Annotated in this window: 17 protein-coding genes; 14 read left to right on the top strand and 3 right to left on the bottom strand. The window is 62.4% G+C overall.

The features are described 5' to 3' along the window. Positions 1-3: 3 nt before the first annotated feature. Positions 4-636, bottom strand: a complete 633-nt coding sequence (locus HBH1_RS06865; RefSeq protein WP_102662125.1) for a LysE family translocator — start codon at positions 634-636, stop codon at positions 4-6. Positions 637-803: 167 nt separating this feature from the next. On the opposite strand from HBH1_RS06865, the gene HBH1_RS06860 reads away from it, so the two are divergent. From HBH1_RS06860 to HBH1_RS06845, 4 genes are all read left to right on the top strand, one after another. Then, on the top strand, positions 804-1,997 hold the full coding sequence (locus HBH1_RS06860) for a M20 aminoacylase family protein (protein ID WP_102662124.1): 1,194 nt from the start codon (positions 804-806) through the stop codon (positions 1,995-1,997). Positions 1,998-2,099: 102 nt separating this feature from the next. Further along, entirely contained in the window at positions 2,100-2,450 is a 351-nt protein-coding gene (locus HBH1_RS06855; protein WP_006461944.1) for a DUF1304 domain-containing protein, read from the top strand. Further along, positions 2,450-2,986 (top strand): DUF695 domain-containing protein, encoded by a 537-nt coding sequence (locus HBH1_RS06850; RefSeq protein ID WP_102662123.1) that lies wholly within the window; start codon positions 2,450-2,452, stop codon positions 2,984-2,986. The genes HBH1_RS06855 and HBH1_RS06850 overlap by 1 nt, the downstream gene beginning before the upstream one ends. 178 nt (positions 2,987-3,164) lie before the next feature. Then, positions 3,165-3,884: a DUF4088 family protein gene (locus tag HBH1_RS06845; RefSeq protein ID WP_006461942.1), complete on the top strand. Its 720-nt coding sequence runs from the start codon at positions 3,165-3,167 to the stop codon at positions 3,882-3,884. Positions 3,885-3,916: 32 nt separating this feature from the next. Here the strand turns inward: HBH1_RS06845 and HBH1_RS06840 are convergent, their stop codons facing one another. After that, on the bottom strand, positions 3,917-4,687 hold the full coding sequence (locus tag HBH1_RS06840) for a DUF3047 domain-containing protein (protein ID WP_102662122.1): 771 nt from the start codon (positions 4,685-4,687) through the stop codon (positions 3,917-3,919). A 249-nt stretch (positions 4,688-4,936) separates the two neighbouring features. Continuing rightward, positions 4,937-5,911 (bottom strand): LysR family transcriptional regulator, encoded by a 975-nt coding sequence (locus HBH1_RS06835; RefSeq protein ID WP_006461940.1) that lies wholly within the window; start codon positions 5,909-5,911, stop codon positions 4,937-4,939. A 232-nt stretch (positions 5,912-6,143) separates the two neighbouring features. On the opposite strand from HBH1_RS06835, the gene araD1 reads away from it, so the two are divergent. The 10 genes from araD1 (at position 6,144) to HBH1_RS06785 (ending at position 15,938) form a co-directional block, all read left to right on the top strand. Beyond that, the gene (gene araD1, locus HBH1_RS06830; RefSeq protein WP_102662121.1) at positions 6,144-7,139 is read left to right on the top strand and encodes an AraD1 family protein; all 996 of its coding nucleotides are present in this window, start codon (positions 6,144-6,146) and stop codon (positions 7,137-7,139) included. Positions 7,140-7,313: 174 nt separating this feature from the next. Further along, positions 7,314-7,997, top strand: a complete 684-nt coding sequence (locus tag HBH1_RS06825) for an amino acid ABC transporter permease (protein ID WP_102662120.1) — start codon at positions 7,314-7,316, stop codon at positions 7,995-7,997. Between the two features lie 9 nt (positions 7,998-8,006). Beyond that, the gene (locus HBH1_RS06820; RefSeq protein WP_102662119.1) at positions 8,007-8,657 is read left to right on the top strand and encodes an amino acid ABC transporter permease; all 651 of its coding nucleotides are present in this window, start codon (positions 8,007-8,009) and stop codon (positions 8,655-8,657) included. Further along, positions 8,641-9,375 carry an amino acid ABC transporter ATP-binding protein gene (locus HBH1_RS06815; protein ID WP_006461936.1) on the top strand — a complete coding sequence of 245 codons (735 nt, stop codon included), beginning with the start codon at positions 8,641-8,643 and terminating at the stop codon, positions 9,373-9,375. Before HBH1_RS06820 ends, HBH1_RS06815 begins: the two co-directional genes overlap by 17 nt. Positions 9,376-9,454: 79 nt before the next feature. Continuing rightward, positions 9,455-10,261 (top strand): transporter substrate-binding domain-containing protein, encoded by an 807-nt coding sequence (locus HBH1_RS06810; RefSeq protein WP_006461935.1) that lies wholly within the window; start codon positions 9,455-9,457, stop codon positions 10,259-10,261. 96 nt (positions 10,262-10,357) lie between these two features. After that, positions 10,358-11,893, top strand: a complete 1,536-nt coding sequence (locus HBH1_RS06805; protein ID WP_102662334.1) for a UxaA family hydrolase — start codon at positions 10,358-10,360, stop codon at positions 11,891-11,893. Positions 11,894-12,136: 243 nt separating this feature from the next. Next, on the top strand, positions 12,137-13,312 hold the full coding sequence (locus HBH1_RS06800) for a fumarylacetoacetate hydrolase family protein (RefSeq protein ID WP_102662118.1): 1,176 nt from the start codon (positions 12,137-12,139) through the stop codon (positions 13,310-13,312). Between the two features lie 16 nt (positions 13,313-13,328). Next, positions 13,329-14,093, top strand: coding sequence for an SDR family oxidoreductase (locus HBH1_RS06795; RefSeq protein WP_006461932.1), 765 nt, complete (start codon positions 13,329-13,331; stop codon positions 14,091-14,093). 218 nt (positions 14,094-14,311) lie between these two features. Beyond that, positions 14,312-15,226 (top strand): SMP-30/gluconolactonase/LRE family protein, encoded by a 915-nt coding sequence (locus HBH1_RS06790; RefSeq protein WP_102662117.1) that lies wholly within the window; start codon positions 14,312-14,314, stop codon positions 15,224-15,226. A 157-nt stretch (positions 15,227-15,383) separates the two neighbouring features. After that, entirely contained in the window at positions 15,384-15,938 is a 555-nt protein-coding gene (locus HBH1_RS06785; RefSeq protein ID WP_006461930.1) for an acyloxyacyl hydrolase, read from the top strand. The last annotated feature ends 609 nt before the right edge of the window (positions 15,939-16,547 follow it).

Here is a 16,547-nt window from a genome sequence, read left to right as displayed (position 1 = left end):
ACATCAGCGCAGGCGCCCGGCCGCCAGGGCCACGGCGGCCACCAGCAGCAGCAGGCCGGCGCTGCGCTCGATCAACGGCATCGCCCGGCCCAGCGCGACCACTACCTTTTCCCGCGCGATCAGGCAGACCAGCGCTGCATCCCAGGCCAGCACCGCACACGCCAGCCACACCCCATAGAACAGCTTGCGGCCCAGTCCGGTGTGCGCCTCCACGATCACGGTGAAAAGGCCGAAGTAGAACAGGCCATTCTTGGGATTCAATAGTGCCGACAGGAAGCCCGCGCCCATGCCGAGCAGGGGTGATACGCGCTGCGCATGCGCAATCGCCACCATGTCCGGCAAGTCGGTGGGCGCCCGGCTGGCGCGTATGAACATCCATCCCAGCCAGGCCAGGTAGCCGCTGGCCAGCCACTGCAACGCGACCAGCAGTACCGGAATGTCCTGCAGCACGCTCCAGCCGCCGATGGCCAGCGCGATATAGAGCCCATTGGCCAGCGTGATGCCCAGGCTCACGGCCAGCCCGTACGCGCGTCCATGACGCAGGCCGCTGCGTGCCAGCAACAGGAAATCCGGACCGGGACTGGCCAGGGCCAGCAGATGTGCGCCGGCCAGCAACAGGAATTCGGACCAAAACATGAGTACCCCTCCTCGCCGCAATGGGCGGTCTTGAAAGAGGCGCATGCTAGGCAGGACGAAGATTCCTGTATTGAACAAAATTGCGCGAACGGTGGCCCGACGCAAGGCACGGTAAGATAGGCGGCTTCAGCACCACCTCCACACACTGTCCCAGACCAAGTCAGACCATGAAACTCATCGACCCCATCGTCCAGTTCCAGGCCGAACTGCAGAAGATCCGCCGCGACATCCACGCCCACCCCGAACTCGCCTATGAAGAGGTCCGCACCGCCGATGTGGTCGCGCAGAAGCTGACCGAATGGGGCATCCCGGTAGTACGAGGCCTGGGCGTGACCGGCGTGGTCGGCATCATCAAGAACGGCGACAGCCCGCGCGCCATCGGTTTGCGCGCCGACATGGACGCCCTGCCCATGCCCGAGATCAATACCTTCGCCCACGCCTCCCGCCACGAGGGCAAGATGCACGCCTGCGGCCACGACGGCCATACCGCCATGCTGCTGGGCGCGGCCTACTACCTCTCGCAACATCGCAATTTCGATGGCACGGTGTATGTCATCTTCCAGCCCGCCGAAGAAGGCGGACGCGGCGCCGAGCGCATGATCCAGGATGGCCTGTTCGAGAAATACCCGATGGACGCCGTCTTCGGCATGCACAACTGGCCCGGCATCCCGGCCGGTCATTTCGGTGTGACGCCGGGTGCGCAGATGGCCTCCAGCAACGAGTTCCATGTCACCGTCAAGGGCAAGGGCTCGCATGCGGCGCAACCGCACAAGGCGGTCGATCCGGTGATGACGGCGGTGCAGATCGCCCAGGCCTGGCAGACCATCGTGGCGCGCAACATCAACCCCAATGATCCGGCGGTGGTCTCCATCACCCAGATCCATACCGGCAGCGCCACCAACGTCATCCCCGACGAGGCGATGATGGTCGGCACCGTGCGCACCTTCAGCCTGCCCGTGCTGGACCTGATCGAACGCCGCATGCAGGAGATCGCCGAGCACACCGCCGCGGCCTTCGATGCCACCGTCGATTTCCGCTTCAACCGCAACTATCCACCGCTGATCAACCACGCCGCCGAGACCGCGTTCGCCGTCGAGGTGCTGACCGAACAGTTCGGCGCCGACCATGTCGATGCCCATACCGAACCGACCATGGGGGCCGAGGATTTCGCCTTCATGCTGCAGCACAAGCCGGGCTGCTATGTGTTCCTGGGCAATGGCGACGGCGGTCACCGCGATCATGGTCATGGACTGGGCCCGTGCAACCTGCACAACCCCAGCTATGACTTCAACGATGACCTGCTGCCCATCGGCGCCACCTACTGGGTGAGGCTGGCCGAGAAATTCCTGCAGGCGAAGTAAGACGGCAGGCCGGACGGCATTGGCGGGCGGCACGGTTTGAGGCATGATCCTCGGCACGCATCCTGAATCCTGATTTGTGATAACGATAACAAGGGAGAAACCTTGCACACCCTCGCCACTGCCCTCCTGCTGCTGGTCGCCATCGAGCATGTCTGGATCCTGATCCTGGAGATGTTCCTGTGGACCAAGCCGCTGGGACTGAAGACCTTCCGCCAATCGAAGCAGGCCGCCGAGGCGACGCGCGTGCTGGCGGCCAACCAGGGCTTGTATAACGGCTTCCTCGCGGCCGGGCTGTTCTGGAGCCTGGCGACCGGTGAGCGGCCCGTACAGTTCTTCTTCGTGATCTGCGTGCTGGTGGCCGGCATCTACGGCGGCCTGACCGCCAAGCGCTCTATCCTCTATATCCAGGGCCTGCCCGCCTTGCTGGCGTTGCTGGCCCTGCTGGCGAGCTGATGTTGCCGCTGCGACGCGTCTTCGCCTTGCTGGTCCCGGGTCTGCTCGCGCTGCTTGCAGGGCAAGCCACGGCGCAGGAGCAGGACGCCGAATGGTGGACCTACCAGACCCAGCGCGCCGGGCTGGCCTACACGATCAAGCTGGACATGGGCCTGCGCCGGGCGTTTCCGCTCTCCGGTTTTCCCTATGTGCTGGTGACCCGCGTGAACTACGCCCAGGCCACGGCCGATGGCCTGCCGGCCGTGGCCGACCAGGACCGGCTGGAATCCCTGTCGGATGACATCGCCGCTGCCATCGCCAGGAAAACCCGCAGCCTCTACGCCGGCACCACGTTCAGCCAGGGCCAGCAGCAATCGTATTTCTATGTGATCGATCCGAACGGACTGGAGAGCATTGCCACCAGCCTGCAGGCCCGGCTATGCCAGGCTTGCAAAAGCAGCGCGACGATCCAGGCAGACCCGGCGTGGGCGCTCTATCGCGAGCAATTGCTGCCGGATGCGGAGACCCGGCAGCGCTACGGCCTGCGCAGTTACTAGGGGCGGCGGAAGAAGCCCCAATACATAACGCAGGCACGGTAAAGTTTCGGCGTAGATGAGCCGATAACAGTTTTCCTGGCAGCATCATTGTTGGCACTTGCCATCACTCTCACTCCGGCAGCGATCGCGCTCATTTTGCCGGAATAACAACATCGGACCCGGTCCGAGGGGAAGCAGCATGAAACAGATCAAACTCATCCTCAAAGACGAGATCTACGACTCGCTGGAGCGGGATTATCACAACTTCGTGCGGCTCTCGACCAAGATCGATTCGGGCTTCGTCAAGCCGTCCTTCGATAGTTATCTGTTGGCCAAGGTTTCGGAGAACACCAATTTCCTCACCGAAGAAGCGGTACAGCACCTGATGCTGTCGGGCCAGTACGCCTGGGCAAGACGGGCGATGGACAAGGAATTTCCGGATGTGGTGCAGATCCTGATCGAACAGGCTGCGAATTACGGCTTCTGGATCGCGGTGCGCCACGACTGGACCACCGATGACCTGGTCAATGCCTCGCGCGCCTGGGCCAGTGCCATCATCAAGCAGGCCAAGGGCGACGAAACCCAGATTGATGTGCTGGCCGCGCAGATCAAGGCCTCGGCCACCAGCATCTCGGTGGTGCAGGAGCGCCTGCGCACGCCGGCCGCACTGCTGGCGGCGGCCATGGTGCAGGAATTGCGCGAAACCCACATCGCCATCGAACACGCCTCCGGCATGGTGGCGCGCGAAAAGCTGGGGGCCATGCGCACTCTGCTGAAGCTGGGACGGGCCTTCGGCAATGTCTCCGAAAAGGCCGAGCAGGACATGATGGACAAATTGAAACGCGAGAAACCCTGGCTCTTCGAAGACGGCCCCAAGGGATTCTGGGGACACGTCGCGGCCTGGTGGCGCGGCGTCTAGGCCGGCCCGGCTGATTTCAGGCCATTCCCCTTTCAGGGCAGCGTTTCCGCCTCGCGCATGAGGCGGATATCGCCGTACCACGCTTCCATCTTCTGGCCGGTATTGTCGGTATCGGTCAACACCCCCACGCCGATCAGGCGCCCCGGCTTTTCACCGAAGATGCGTTCATAGTCCTCGGCGACATTGCGCTGGTACTTGCGCCACTGGCCCACGTGCTCCGGACCGCTCTCGGCGACCAGCATCTGGATGCGGCCGGTACGACCATTGGCGATCACCTGCCCCACCTGCACCTTGCTATCCCAGACATACATCAGCGTGGCATAGGGCAGCTCATGCCCGGTCAGCAGCTTGGCGGTATCGAAGAGGATGGTATCCATCAAGGAAAGCTTGTCATGGTCGCCATCGAAGGCCAGCACGATGCGCACCGGCGAATCATCGGTCTCGCGATGCGTGAGATCGGCCGTGGGGATCAGGCCACTGGCCTTCCAGCTCCAGGACAGCCAGGGCTTCTTGTTGATGTCGATGTCGACCGGATGACGCAGACCGGACGAGGCACGGTCGGCAAAGGCATGCAGCACGCTGCGGCCATTGTCATCGACCAGACGGTATTCGGTGGGAATCTTCTTGCGGGTGAAGACCAGCGGTTCCCAGCCAGCAGGTAGCCCCTTGGGCGGATTGGCGGAGAACAGCGCCAGCGCCTGGTCCAGCCTGGCCTGCTTGGCGGCGGCATCAGGGGCGGCTGGCGGCTGGCCGGCACATCCGGCCAGCAGCCAGGCGGCGCCAAGACAGAGCGATGCCAGCACGCTGCGCGCGGCAGTAGCCTGGAAGGAAACGGGAAGCTGTGCAGCAAGTCGCGTGCGCGCACGCGTGAGACGCAAATTCATGAAGGCCGACCGGAGAAGAAGGGAATGCGGTCACCCCGACCGCAGACGAAGGCTAACAGGAAAACGTGGCCGCACGACATCCGGAAAAACCCTAGCGGGTAAAAAAACCTCAATGGTGAGTGGCGGCGCATCCCATCCGTCCTGCCCGCTGGGCTCGCCATCTATCACTCAGTTTTGCTGGCGCAGGATCTGGATGAACATCTTGGCCAGCGACGACAGGGTGGTGTTCTTGCGGGTGACGATGCCGTAGTGCTCGATGCGCGTCTTCAGGTTCACCGGCAGGATGCCCAGCATCTGCCGCGCCGCGAAGAAGTGGGCGATATCCAGTGGCATCACTGCCACCATGTTCGATTGCGCCAGCAGCGTGATGGTCACGAAGGGCGAGGCGGTCTCGATCACGTTGCCCGGCACCTTCAGCCCCTCCAGCTTGAACTCGTGCTCGATCCAGATACGCATGGGCATGTTGCTGGAATACAGGATCCAGGAAGCGCCGGCCAGCTCCTGCAGGCGCACCTTCTGGGCCGTGGCCAATGGATGGTCGATGCCGCAGACGATGCACATGGGCTCGCCGCGCAGCATTTCATAGTTGTAGAGATTGGGTTGCGAACTGACCGAGGAACGGCCGATCATCAGGTCGATGCGTCCCTGGTCGAGCAACAGCAACTGGCGCGCGCTGGTGTCTTCGCTGATCTCGATGGAGACTTCCGGCTGGATTTCGCGCAGGCGCGAGAGCGCACGCGTGACGAAGGGTGCGGCCCCCATGATGGTGCCGATGGACAGGCGGCCGCCGCGACCGCTGATCATGTTCTGCAATTCCTCGCGCAGATTGGCCACGTCGCTCTGGATCAGGCGCGCATAGCGGATCACGCAACGGCCCAGCTCGGTGGCCTCGATGCCGCGTGGCGAGCGGTCGAACAGGGTCACACCCAGGGCGTCCTCCATTTCATGCAGGGCCTTGGTGGCGGCTGGCTGGGTCATGTGCATCACCTCGGCCGCCTTGTGCAGCGAGCCCTGCTCGTCGAGTGCCGTCAGCAGCGCGACCTGGCGAAAGCGCAGGCGGCTGACGATGGACCCCACCGAAGGCAACGCGCCGGCGCCATCTCCGAGTTGGTTATCACCCGATGAATTAAGCTCATTGGACATCGTTGTACTCGCCTCTTATAGTCGGTCCGGAAAAAACCACAATGCTAGCGCATCTATCGGCCTGCCAAGGCGATGCGTGAAAAAAGCTCAGGAGACGTTGGCAGGATCGATGAAACGCCGCGCAGCATTCCTGCCGCCTGCGAATGCAATCGCAGTTGCAATTGCTCATCGTCCTCGCCCCGCGCCTGCCTGGCTGACCAGAACCGACATTGCGGACAGACAAGGAGACCCGGTGAGGCTGATTCAATACCGCGACCGCAAGGACGAGCGCCGCGTCGGCATCGTCAACGGCAGCCACATCCAGGCGCTGGACCAGGTGGCGACCATGCGCGAACTGGCCCTGCTGGCGCTGCAGCGCAGCACCGGGCTGGAGCGCCAGGCCCAGTTGCTCAACACCGACCAGTCCGAAGACTACGCCGCCATCCTGGCCGAAGCCCGCATCCTGGCACCGCTGGACCATCCCGATCCGGCGCATTGCCGCGTGTCCGGTGCCGGCACCACCCACCTGGGCAGCGCCACCACCCGCGACAAGATGCATCGCCGCCTGGAAGGTGATGAACTCGACAAGACCGATACCCAGCTGATGATCGAATGGGGCATCGCCGGTGGCCGCCCCGCCCCGGGCGAAGTGGGCGTGCAGCCGGAGTGGTTCTACAAGGGCGACGGCAGCAGCGTCGTCGCGCCCGGCCAGCCGCTGCCGCGCCCGGACTTCGCGCTCGACGGCGGCGAGGAACCGGAGATCGTCGGCCTGTACCTGATCGATGACCAGGGCTGCCCGCGCCGGCTGGGCTTTGCCATCGGCAACGAGTTTTCGGACCACGTCATGGAGCGTCGCAATTACCTCTACCAGGGGCATTCCAAGCTGCGTCACTGCAGCTTCGGACCGGAGCTGCTGGTGGGGCTGCCGCCGGCCCATCTGGTGGGGATGACCCGCATCCGTCGCAAGGGCCGCGTGATCTGGGAACAGGAGTTCCTGACCGGCCAGGACAACATGTGCCACAGCATCGAGAACCTGGAATACCACTACTTCAAGTATTCGCACCTGCTGCACGCGGGTGACGTCCACGTGCACTTCATGGGCGCGGCCAACCTGTCCTTCGCCTACAGCCTGCGTACCGAAGATGGTGACAGCATCGAGATCAGCATTCCCGACTTCGGCGCACCGCTGGTCAACGGTATTGCACACGTGACATCCGTATTTCGCGCGGGAGGCGTCAAGCCGCTCTAGCGGCCATGTCCAGATCGCGTTACCCAGGCGCGCCGCAAGGCGCATGACAACCCCGGCAATCGTGCCAAGGCCCGCGGCAACAGTCGCACAACAAGAGGCCGCCCCCAGGAAAACTGCAAAGGAGACCACCCTCATGCCCATGTCCATCCCCCGCCCAGGAATATCGGAGCGTCAATGAACTACACCTTCGATTTCATGAGCGTCTTCGCCAACTGGGACCGCCTGCTCATGGGCGCCTGGTTGACGATACAGCTCTCGGCGCTGTCCATCGCGCTGGGATTCGTGGTCGGCACGCTGTGCGCGATCGCCGGCAAGAGCCGTCTGGCCGTGGTGCGTGGACTGGTCCATGCCTATGTCGAGATCATCCGCAACACCCCGCTGCTGGTGCAGGTGTTCCTGGTGTTCTTCGGTCTGGCCAGCATCGGCTGGAAGCTCTCGGCCGAGACCGCTGCCGTGATCGCCCTCACCGTCAACGTCGGTGCCTACACCACCGAGATCATGCGCGCCGGCATCAACTCCATCCACCCCGGCCAGATCGAGGCGGCCGAATGCCTGGGCATGTCGCGTCTGCATGTGTACTGGCATGTGGTGTTGCTGCCGGCGGTGGAGCGTGTCTATCCCTCGCTGACCAGCCAGTTCATCCTGCTGATGCTGGCCTCCAGCATCACCTCGCAGATTTCGGCGGAAGAGCTGACGGCGACCGCCAACCTGGTGCAGTCGGAGACCTTCCGCAGCTTCGAGGTCTATGCGGTCATCGCAGTGGCCTACCTGGCGCTGTCCTTCCTGTTCCGTGGCGCTTTCTGGCTGATCAGCCAGCTGGCCTTCGTGCGCAAGCGCAAGCTTGGCACCAACCTGTGAGGAGCGGCGATGAATTCCTTTAGTTTCCTGCACGTCGAATACCTGCTGCAGGCGGCCGTCTGGACCGTGGTGCTGTCGCTGGTGGCGTTTGCCTTCGGCGGTGTGGCCGGGTTCGTGATCGCGCTGTGGCGGGTCTCGCCCAACCGCCCGCTGCGCAACATCGCCAGCGGCTATATCCAGGTGGTGCAAGGCATTCCGCTGCTGGTGATCCTGTTCGTGGCCTATTTCGGACTGGCCATCGCCGGCTTCAAGCTGACGCCGTTGGTAGCAGCCGGCATCTCCTTTGCGATCTACTGCGCGGCCTTCCTCGGCGAAATCTGGCGCGGCTGCATCCAGGCGGTGCCCAAGACCCAATGGGAAGCCTCGGAATGCCTGGGCTTCAACCGCTACGAGCAATTGACCAAGGTGATCCTGCCGCAGGCCATCAAGATCGCCACGCCGCCCACGGTGGGATTCATGGTGCAGATCGTGAAGAACACCTCGCTGGCCTCGGTGATCGGCTTCGTCGATCTGTCCCGTGCCGGCCAGATCATCAACAACTCGACCTTCCAGCCGTTCACCGTCTTCGGCTGCGTCGCGCTCATCTATTTTTGCCTGTGCTTCCCGCTGTCGGCGCTGTCCAAGCACTTTGAAAGGAAATTGAATGTCAGCAATCGTTAAGATCAAGGATCTGCACAAGAGCTTCGGTACCAACAAGGTGTTGAACGGCGTTTCGCTGGATGTGCAAAAGGGACAGATGGTGGCCATCATCGGCAAGAGCGGATCGGGCAAGAGTACCCTGCTGCGCTGCCTGAACGGACTGGAAAAGGTGGATGCCGGCGACATCAATGTCTGTGGCCATGACATCCATCATCCCGACCGCCTCAACCTGCGCGAACTGCGCAAGCAGGTCGGGATCGTCTTCCAGAGCTACAACCTGTTCCCGCATCTGACGGTGGAGCGCAACATCACGCTGGCGCTGACCACCATCAAGAAGATGTCGACCGAGGAAGCCAGGAAGATCGCCCACAAGGTGCTGCAGCTGGTGGGACTGGAAAACAAGAAGGAAGCCTATCCCGAACAGCTCTCCGGCGGCCAGGCGCAGCGCGTGGCCATCGCACGCTCGCTGGCGATGGCGCCGGAACTGATGCTCTTCGATGAAGTGACCTCGGCGCTGGACCCGGAACTGACGGCCGAAGTGCTGAAGGTGATGGAAGACCTGGCCCGTGGCGGCATGACCATGGTGTTGGTCACGCACGAGATGGCCTTTGCCCGCAAGCTGGCCGACGTGCTGGTCTTCATGCACCAGGGCCAGGTGTGGGAAGTCGGCCCGCCGGATGAGCTGTTCAGCAATCCGAAGACGGCCGAGTTGCAGAAGTTCGTGTCCAGCGATCTCTGAGTTTTCGGAGCGCACAGACTTTGTCGCACAGAATTTGTTTTTCTCAGGCAGTATCAAATAAACCACTCAGGAGACCGCAATGAAGAATCTGCTCAATTTCACCAAGAAGGCCGCCGCCGTCGTGCTGGGTCTGGCCTGCTTCGCGCAGGCCGCCCACGCCGACGCGCTGGCCGATATCAAGGCACGCAAGAAGGTGCTGATCGCCATCGACCTGGGCGCGCCGCCGTTCGGGATGACCAATGCCAAGCTGGAGCCGCAAGGCTCGGACGTGGAAACCGCGCGCCTGCTGGCCAAGGACATGGGCGTGGAGCTGGAGATCGTGCAGGTCACCGGCCCCAATCGCATCCCCTTCCTGATGACCGGCAAGGCCGACATGGTGATCTCGTCCTTCTCGATCACGCCGGAACGCCAGAAGGTGGTGGCCTTCACCCAGCCGTACGGCGCCTCGCAGTTCGTGGTGGCCGCGCCCAAGGGTGAGAACATCAAGAGCCTCAACGACCTGGTCGGCAAGCGCGTGGCCGTGGTACGCGGCAACATGCAGGATTCGCTGCTGACCCCGCTCGCCCCCAAAGGAACCAACATCGTGCGCTTTGACGACGACGCCACCGTGACCGCGGCCATCATCTCCGGTCAGGTCGACGCCCTGTGCACGCCGAACTCGCTGGCCTCGGCCATCGCCAAGCAGAATCCGTCCAAGAACCTGGAAACCAAGTTCGCCATCAAGGACATCCCCTATGCCATCGGCCTGCGCAAGGGCGAGCCGGCACTGGAAAAGTGGCTCAACGAATGGATCACCGCCAACCTGAAGAACGGCAAGCTGCCCGCCATCTATCAGCAATGGGTCGGCAGCCCCATGCCTGACCTGGCACAGTTCGCGCCCAAGTAAGTCCGCATTTCCGGCATGCCCAGTTCTCCGGAGCAGGGCATGCGCCCGCCGCTTCCGCGGCCAGCCCGCAGCATCCACGTTCTCACCGAGATCAACATGAAAGCTACCTCTCCCGTCATCCGACTCAATCCCGTCGATGATGTCGTCATTGCCCGCCAGCAGCTCATCTCCGGCACCGTGTTGCAGGAAGAAGGCGGCCTCAAGGTCCAGGGTCTGATTCCCGCCGGTCACAAGATGGCCACCCGCGCCATTGCCGTAGGCGAGCCGGTCAAACGCTATGGCCAGATCATCGGTACGGCCAGCCAGGCCATCGCGCCGGGACAGCACGTACACACGCATAACCTGGCCATGGCCGAGTTCTCGCGTGAACACCATTTCGGCGCAGACGTGAAGCCGGTCGATTTCGTGGCGCAGCCGGCCACCTTCATGGGCATCGTGCGCCCGGACGGCCGTGTGGCCACGCGCAACTACATCGGCGTGCTGACCTCGGTGAACTGCTCGGCCACGGCCGCGCGCGCCATTGCCGACTACTTCCGCCGTGACATTCATCCTGAAGTGCTGGCCGACTATCCCAATATCGACGGCGTGGTCGCCCTGACGCACGGCCTGGGCTGCGCGGTGGATTCGCAAGGGGAACCGCTGCAGATCCTGCGCCGTACCCTGGCGGGCTACGCCACCCATCCCAACTTCGCCGCCGTGCTGGTGGTGGGGCTGGGGTGCGAGACCAACCAGATCTCCGGCCTGATGGACAGCCACAACCTGAAGGAAGGGGAATACTTCCACACCTTCACCATCCAGGGCACCGGCGGCACCGCCAAGACGGTGGCGCTGGGGATCGAGAAGATCAAGAAGATGCTGCCCAAGGCCAATGACATCAAGCGCGAGCCGGTGCCGGCCAAGCACCTGACGCTGGGCCTGCAGTGCGGTGGTTCGGATGGCTACTCGGGCATCACCGCCAATCCGGCGCTGGGCGCGGCGGTTGACCTGCTGGTGAAACACGGCGGTACTGCCATCCTTTCGGAAACACCGGAAATCTATGGCGCCGAACACCTGCTCACGCGTCGCGCGGTGTCCTCCGAGGTGGGCGAGAAGCTGCTGGCGCGCATCGCCTGGTGGGAAGAATATTGCGCCAAGAACGATGCCGAGATGAACAATAATCCCTCGGCCGGCAACAAGGCGGGCGGCTTGACCACCATCCTGGAAAAATCGCTGGGCGCGGTGGCCAAGGGTGGCACCACCAATCTGGTGGATGTCTACAAGTACGCCGAGACCGTGACGGCGAGGGGCTTCGTCTTCATGGATACCCCGGGCTACGACCCGATCTCGGCCACCGGCCAGGTCGCCGGCGGTGCCAACATGATCTGCTTCACCACCGGCCGTGGTTCGGCCTATGGCTGCGCACCCTCGCCGTCGCTGAAGCTGGCGACCAACACGGCGCTGTGGCAACGCCAGGAAGAAGACATGGACATCAACTGCGGCGAGATCGCCGACGGCAACGTGACGCCACAGGAGATCGGGGAGCGCTTCTTCCAGATGATCCTCGATACCGCGTCCGGCAAGAAGACCAAGAGCGAGCTGCATGGCTATGGTCAGGACGAGTTCGTGCCCTGGCACATCGGCGTCTATACCTGATGCAGATCATCCTGGCCCGGCCCCGGCCGGACTAGGCTTATCCGCCTCACCCGAGCAGGACAGGGTGAGGCGGACTGCAGGCCAAGCATCCTTTCCCCCCCGGGACAGCTCATGGCGAGGATGCTTCGCCCGCGGTGAACGCAGTGAGCGCGGTTGGTCTACTCCCCCTTGCAGTACATGACATCCCGGCAGACCCGCTTCCCGTGTAGTCCGGGCCAGCCTCCAACATAAGGAAACAAGAACATGGCACATACCTTTTCGCTCCAGGCACACCTGCCTGAAGACCACGCCCAGGCCACGCTGATCGGCCGCGTCTGGCAACCGGGCGTAGGCCCGGTGCTGGTGAAGATCGACGCCGAAGGCGCCTATGACCTGACCCTGATTGCGGCCACCTCCAGCGAACTGCTGGAGCTGGACAATCCTGCTGCGGCCGTGCGCGCCGCCAGCAACATGACCCGCATCGCCAGCTTGCAGGAACTGCTGGACAATGCCGATGCCGGTCGTCGCGATACCTCGCGCCCGTGGTTGCTGGCGCCCATCGATCTGCAGGCCGTCAAGGCCAGCGGCGTGACCTTCGTGGCCAGCATGCTGGAGCGGGTGATCGAGGAACAGGCACGCGGCGACGCCGGCAAGGCAGAGTCGGTGCGCAAGGCCATCACGGCGGTGATCGGAGACAACCTCTCCAGCGTCGTACCGGGCTCGCCCGAAGCAGCACGCCTGAAGGAAGTGCTGCTGGAGCAAGGCGTGTGGTCGCAATACCTGGAAGTGGGCATCGGCCCGGATGCGGAGATCTTCACCAAGGCCCAGCCGATGTCGTCGGTGGGGCTGGGCGACGAAGTCGGTATCCACCCGAAATCGGCCTGGAACAATCCGGAACCGGAAATCGTGCTGGCCATCAACAGCCGTGGCAAGGTGGTCGGTGCGACCCTGGGCAACGACGTCAACCTGCGCGATTTCGAAGGCCGCAGCGCCCTGCTGCTGGGCAAGGCCAAGGACAACAATGCGTCCTGCGCGGTGGGGCCTTTCATTCGTCTGTTCGACGCAAACTTTTCAATTGACGATGTGCGTCGCGCCGAACTTACAATGCGTGTCGATGGTACCGAAGGCTTTACGCTCAAGGGTAGCAGTTCGATGTCCATGATCAGCCGTGATCCGCTGCAGCTGGTGGAACATGCGATCGGCCCCAATCACCAGTATCCGGATGGCCTGGTGCTGTTCCTGGGGACCATGTTCGCGCCGACCCAGGATCGATTCGGTCCCGGTCAGGGCTTTACCCACCAGGTCGCCGACATCGTGACGATCTCGACCCCCACGTTGGGCGCGCTGGTGAACACGGTCAACTTCAGCGACCAGACCGCACCGTGGACCTTCGGCCTGACGGCGCTGTTCAAGAACCTGGCCAATCGCAAACTCATTTAAACGCAAAGGAACAAGCATGTCCGCATCCACTGGCCGCCTCGCCGGCAAGACCGTCCTCATCACCGCCGCTGCGCAAGGCATCGGCCGCGCTTCCACCGAGCTGTTCGCCCGCGAGGGTGCACGCGTGATTGCCACCGACATCAGCAAGCAGCACCTCGATGCACTCAACGGTATCGCCGGCGTGGAGACGCGTATTCTGGACGTGACCGATGATGCCGCCATCAAGGCACTGGTGGCCGAAGTCGGCACCATTGACGTACTGTTCAACTGCGCCGGCTATGTGGCAGCGGGCAATATCCTGGAATGCGACGACAAGGCCTGGGATTTTTCCTTCAACCTCAATGCCAAGGCCATGTTCCACACCATCCGTGCGGTGCTGCCGGGAATGCTGGCCAAGAAGGCAGGCTCGATCGTCAACATCGCCTCGGCGGCGTCGAGCGTGAAGGGTGTTGCCAACCGCTTCGCCTATGGTGCATCCAAGGCAGCGGTCGTCGGTCTGACGAAATCGGTCGCAGCGGACTTCGTCGCGCAGGGCGTGCGCTGCAACGCGATCTGCCCGGGCACCATCGAATCGCCCTCCCTGAACCAGCGTATCAGCACGCAGGCCAAGGAGACCGGCAAGAGCGAGGACGAGGTACGCGCAGCCTTCGTGGCACGTCAGCCCATGGGACGTATCGGCAAGGCGGAAGAAGTGGCGGCGCTGGCCTTGTACCTGGCCTCGGATGAGTCCAATTTCACGACCGGCTCGATCCACATGATCGATGGTGGCTGGTCCAACTGATTCACTCGCGATAAATGAGTCCGAGGGCCTGAAGTACCTGTTCTTCAGGCTCTCGGTGCCGTTGGCGGGCAACGGACGGCGAACGGATAGCGGCATGCGTAAAGCATGCCGTTCTGCTTTCCAGGGGGAGTGACAGAGGAGGTTTGCTGATCAGGTTTATCAAACTGCAGCACAGGGGCATAATGAGGCCTCCCTTATTCCTGTGAACCAGTACGCCCATGCCTCCACTGCCCTTCAGTTTCTCTGCCGACAGCATTACCGCGATTTCACCCGAGCCCATGCTGCTGGGAGAGTCGCCCTTGTGGCATGCGGAGGAAGGTGCGCTGTACTGGATCGATATCCCTGGCAAGTCGGTTCACCGACTGGTGCTCGATACCCAGCAACACCAGCGCTGGGACATGCCGGAAGAACCCGGGAGCATCGTCAAGCACGCCCAGGGCGGCCTGGTGGTGGCTCTGCGTACTGGCATGTTTCATCTCAATACCGGCAATGGCGCCTTGTCGGCCATGCTGGCGGCCCCGTATGACACCGGTCGGATTCGCTTCAACGACGGTCGCTGTGACGCAGCTGGTCGTTTCTGGTGCGGGACGATTTACGAGCCCCGCGATCGCGAGGCTGGCACGCTCTACTGTTTCGAACGCAACGCCCTGCGCGATGCCCATCATGCCGTGACGACGTCCAATGGCGTGGCTTTCAGTCCGGACCAACGCCTGATGTATCACTCCAACACGCCGGCGCATCGGATCAATGTCTACGACTACGACCTGGCCACCGGGCAGACCAGCAACTGCCGCCTGCTTCGCCAGTTCGACAGCGACAAGACTGCGCCCGATTACGGCGGCCGTCCGGATGGCGCTGCGGTAGATAGCGAAGGAGCGTACTGGTGCGCGATGTTCGAAGGCGGACGGGTGTTGAGGCTGTCGCCGGAGGGCGAGATATTGCAGGAAATCCGCCTGCCCGCACGTTGCCCGACCATGGTGGCCCTGGGCGGCCCTGATCTGCGCACGCTGTTCATTACCACCGGGCGCAATGGGCGTAGCGAGGCAGAGTTGGCGCAATACCCCTTCTCCGGCCAAGTACTGGCGATCCGGGTGGCCGTGCCGGGACGACTGGAATACAGCTATCGCCCCTGAGGCCGCGCGCGGATGTGGCGTGGAGGCGCCAAAAACAGACACGCGAGTATGCTTTTGTGATGATTATGAGAGAATAGCGCGTTATCGCGGACTGCACGGTCTGCGCTGAATCCTCGCAAAGATCCTTCAAAACTATTTACGCGCTGAAAGAATATCCATGACTAAACTGAAGAGCCTGGTTGCCAAGATCGCATTTGCCGGCGTCGCCGCTTTCGCCATCCAGTCCCCGAGCTACGCCATCGACGGCGTGTCGGTTGAATACGGTACCGGCAACAACACGCAACTGGTGCGCCTGGGCGCACAGTTCAACTGGGGCCCGAACTGGAATTTCTGGCAATCGAACGGCACCCATATCGGTGGCTACTGGGATCTGTCGCTGGCCAACTGGCGCATGAACCACTACAACAACACCAACGACAGCGGCAATCTGGTCGACCTGGGCCTGACCCCGGTGCTGCGCTTCCAGCGTGACGATGGCAAGGGTTTCTACGGCGAAGCAGGTATCGGCGTGCATCTGTTCTCCAAGCTGTATCGCAATAACGACAAGGTGCTGTCCACCGCTTTCCAGTTCGGCGACCACGTCGGTGCCGGCTATGTGTTCAGCAATGGCCTGGACCTGGGCATCCGCCTGCAGCACTTCTCCAACGGTGGCATCAAGCAGCCCAACGGCGGCGTGAACTTCGCTGTGGCACGTGTCGCTTACAAGTTCTGATACTGCATCAGGACTGCTTCATTGAAAAAGCCGGCATTGCCGGCTTTTTTATTGTCTTGTGGTTTAGAGGGTTCGGTGGCTGGGTGAGGTCACGCGGAGCTCGGCCGGATGTTGCTCGATCAAGCTATCAGCCATGGACGTCGAGGGAGTGTTTTGGCGCTGTGGATAAGATAAGTCCTGCACAAACTTGAAGGCTGCCCTGTGCATAAACTAAGTTAACGAATTATCGAGGCCGTACTGGACGCTCCTTTGGGCCTTGCTTGTTCCTCAAATACTAAGTTTTCAACTTGATGTCGTGCAATCGATGCGTCGGTCTGTGGGCGCGACAGGCTGTGGACAAGATATCCAATTGAAGGGGGTATATCGGCTGGGAGCTTTGTCCGGGCCGATCCTGTGGGCAACAGACTTAAGCGACACTTGAACCCAAGTTGAGGTCAGCCTATTGAGAGCAGGAGGGCGATGCTAATCAGCGCGGGCCTGTTGAATTGCATGCAGCCGGATGGGATGGGTGCGTGTTTTTGCCGCCCCAAAGCAAAAACCCTCGCTACTTACGTAACGAGGGTTCTTGGGAGTAACAAGCCTGACGATGACCTACTTTCACACTGGTTG

This window comes from Herbaspirillum sp. BH-1, assembly GCF_002870055.1.
Classification (GTDB): Bacteria; Pseudomonadota; Gammaproteobacteria; order Burkholderiales; family Burkholderiaceae_D; genus Herbaspirillum; species Herbaspirillum frisingense.
Note: the sequence above shows the minus strand (reverse complement) of the source record. Positions and strands in the feature narration are given on the sequence as shown.

Bases quoted from the DNA above. Each gene is read 5' to 3' on its own strand.
- HBH1_RS06850 (WP_102662123.1), top strand. From the start codon at position 2,450: ATGTTGCCGCTGCGACGCGTCTTCGCCTTGCTGGTCCCGGGTCTGCTC.
- HBH1_RS06785 (WP_006461930.1), top strand. From the start codon at position 15,384: ATGACTAAACTGAAGAGCCTGGTTGCCAAGATCGCATTTGCCGGCGTC.
- HBH1_RS06805 (WP_102662334.1), top strand. From the start codon at position 10,358: ATGAAAGCTACCTCTCCCGTCATCCGACTCAATCCCGTCGATGATGTC.
- HBH1_RS06800 (WP_102662118.1), top strand. From the start codon at position 12,137: ATGGCACATACCTTTTCGCTCCAGGCACACCTGCCTGAAGACCACGCC.
- HBH1_RS06795 (WP_006461932.1), top strand. From the start codon at position 13,329: ATGTCCGCATCCACTGGCCGCCTCGCCGGCAAGACCGTCCTCATCACC.
- HBH1_RS06790 (WP_102662117.1), top strand. From the start codon at position 14,312: ATGCCTCCACTGCCCTTCAGTTTCTCTGCCGACAGCATTACCGCGATT.
- HBH1_RS06820 (WP_102662119.1), top strand. From the start codon at position 8,007: ATGAATTCCTTTAGTTTCCTGCACGTCGAATACCTGCTGCAGGCGGCC.
- HBH1_RS06865 (WP_102662125.1), bottom strand. From the start codon at position 636: ATGTTTTGGTCCGAATTCCTGTTGCTGGCCGGCGCACATCTGCTGGCC.
- HBH1_RS06815 (WP_006461936.1), top strand. From the start codon at position 8,641: ATGTCAGCAATCGTTAAGATCAAGGATCTGCACAAGAGCTTCGGTACC.
- HBH1_RS06825 (WP_102662120.1), top strand. From the start codon at position 7,314: ATGAACTACACCTTCGATTTCATGAGCGTCTTCGCCAACTGGGACCGC.
- HBH1_RS06810 (WP_006461935.1), top strand. From the start codon at position 9,455: ATGAAGAATCTGCTCAATTTCACCAAGAAGGCCGCCGCCGTCGTGCTG.
- HBH1_RS06835 (WP_006461940.1), bottom strand. From the start codon at position 5,911: ATGTCCAATGAGCTTAATTCATCGGGTGATAACCAACTCGGAGATGGC.
- HBH1_RS06860 (WP_102662124.1), top strand. From the start codon at position 804: ATGAAACTCATCGACCCCATCGTCCAGTTCCAGGCCGAACTGCAGAAG.
- HBH1_RS06845 (WP_006461942.1), top strand. From the start codon at position 3,165: ATGAAACAGATCAAACTCATCCTCAAAGACGAGATCTACGACTCGCTG.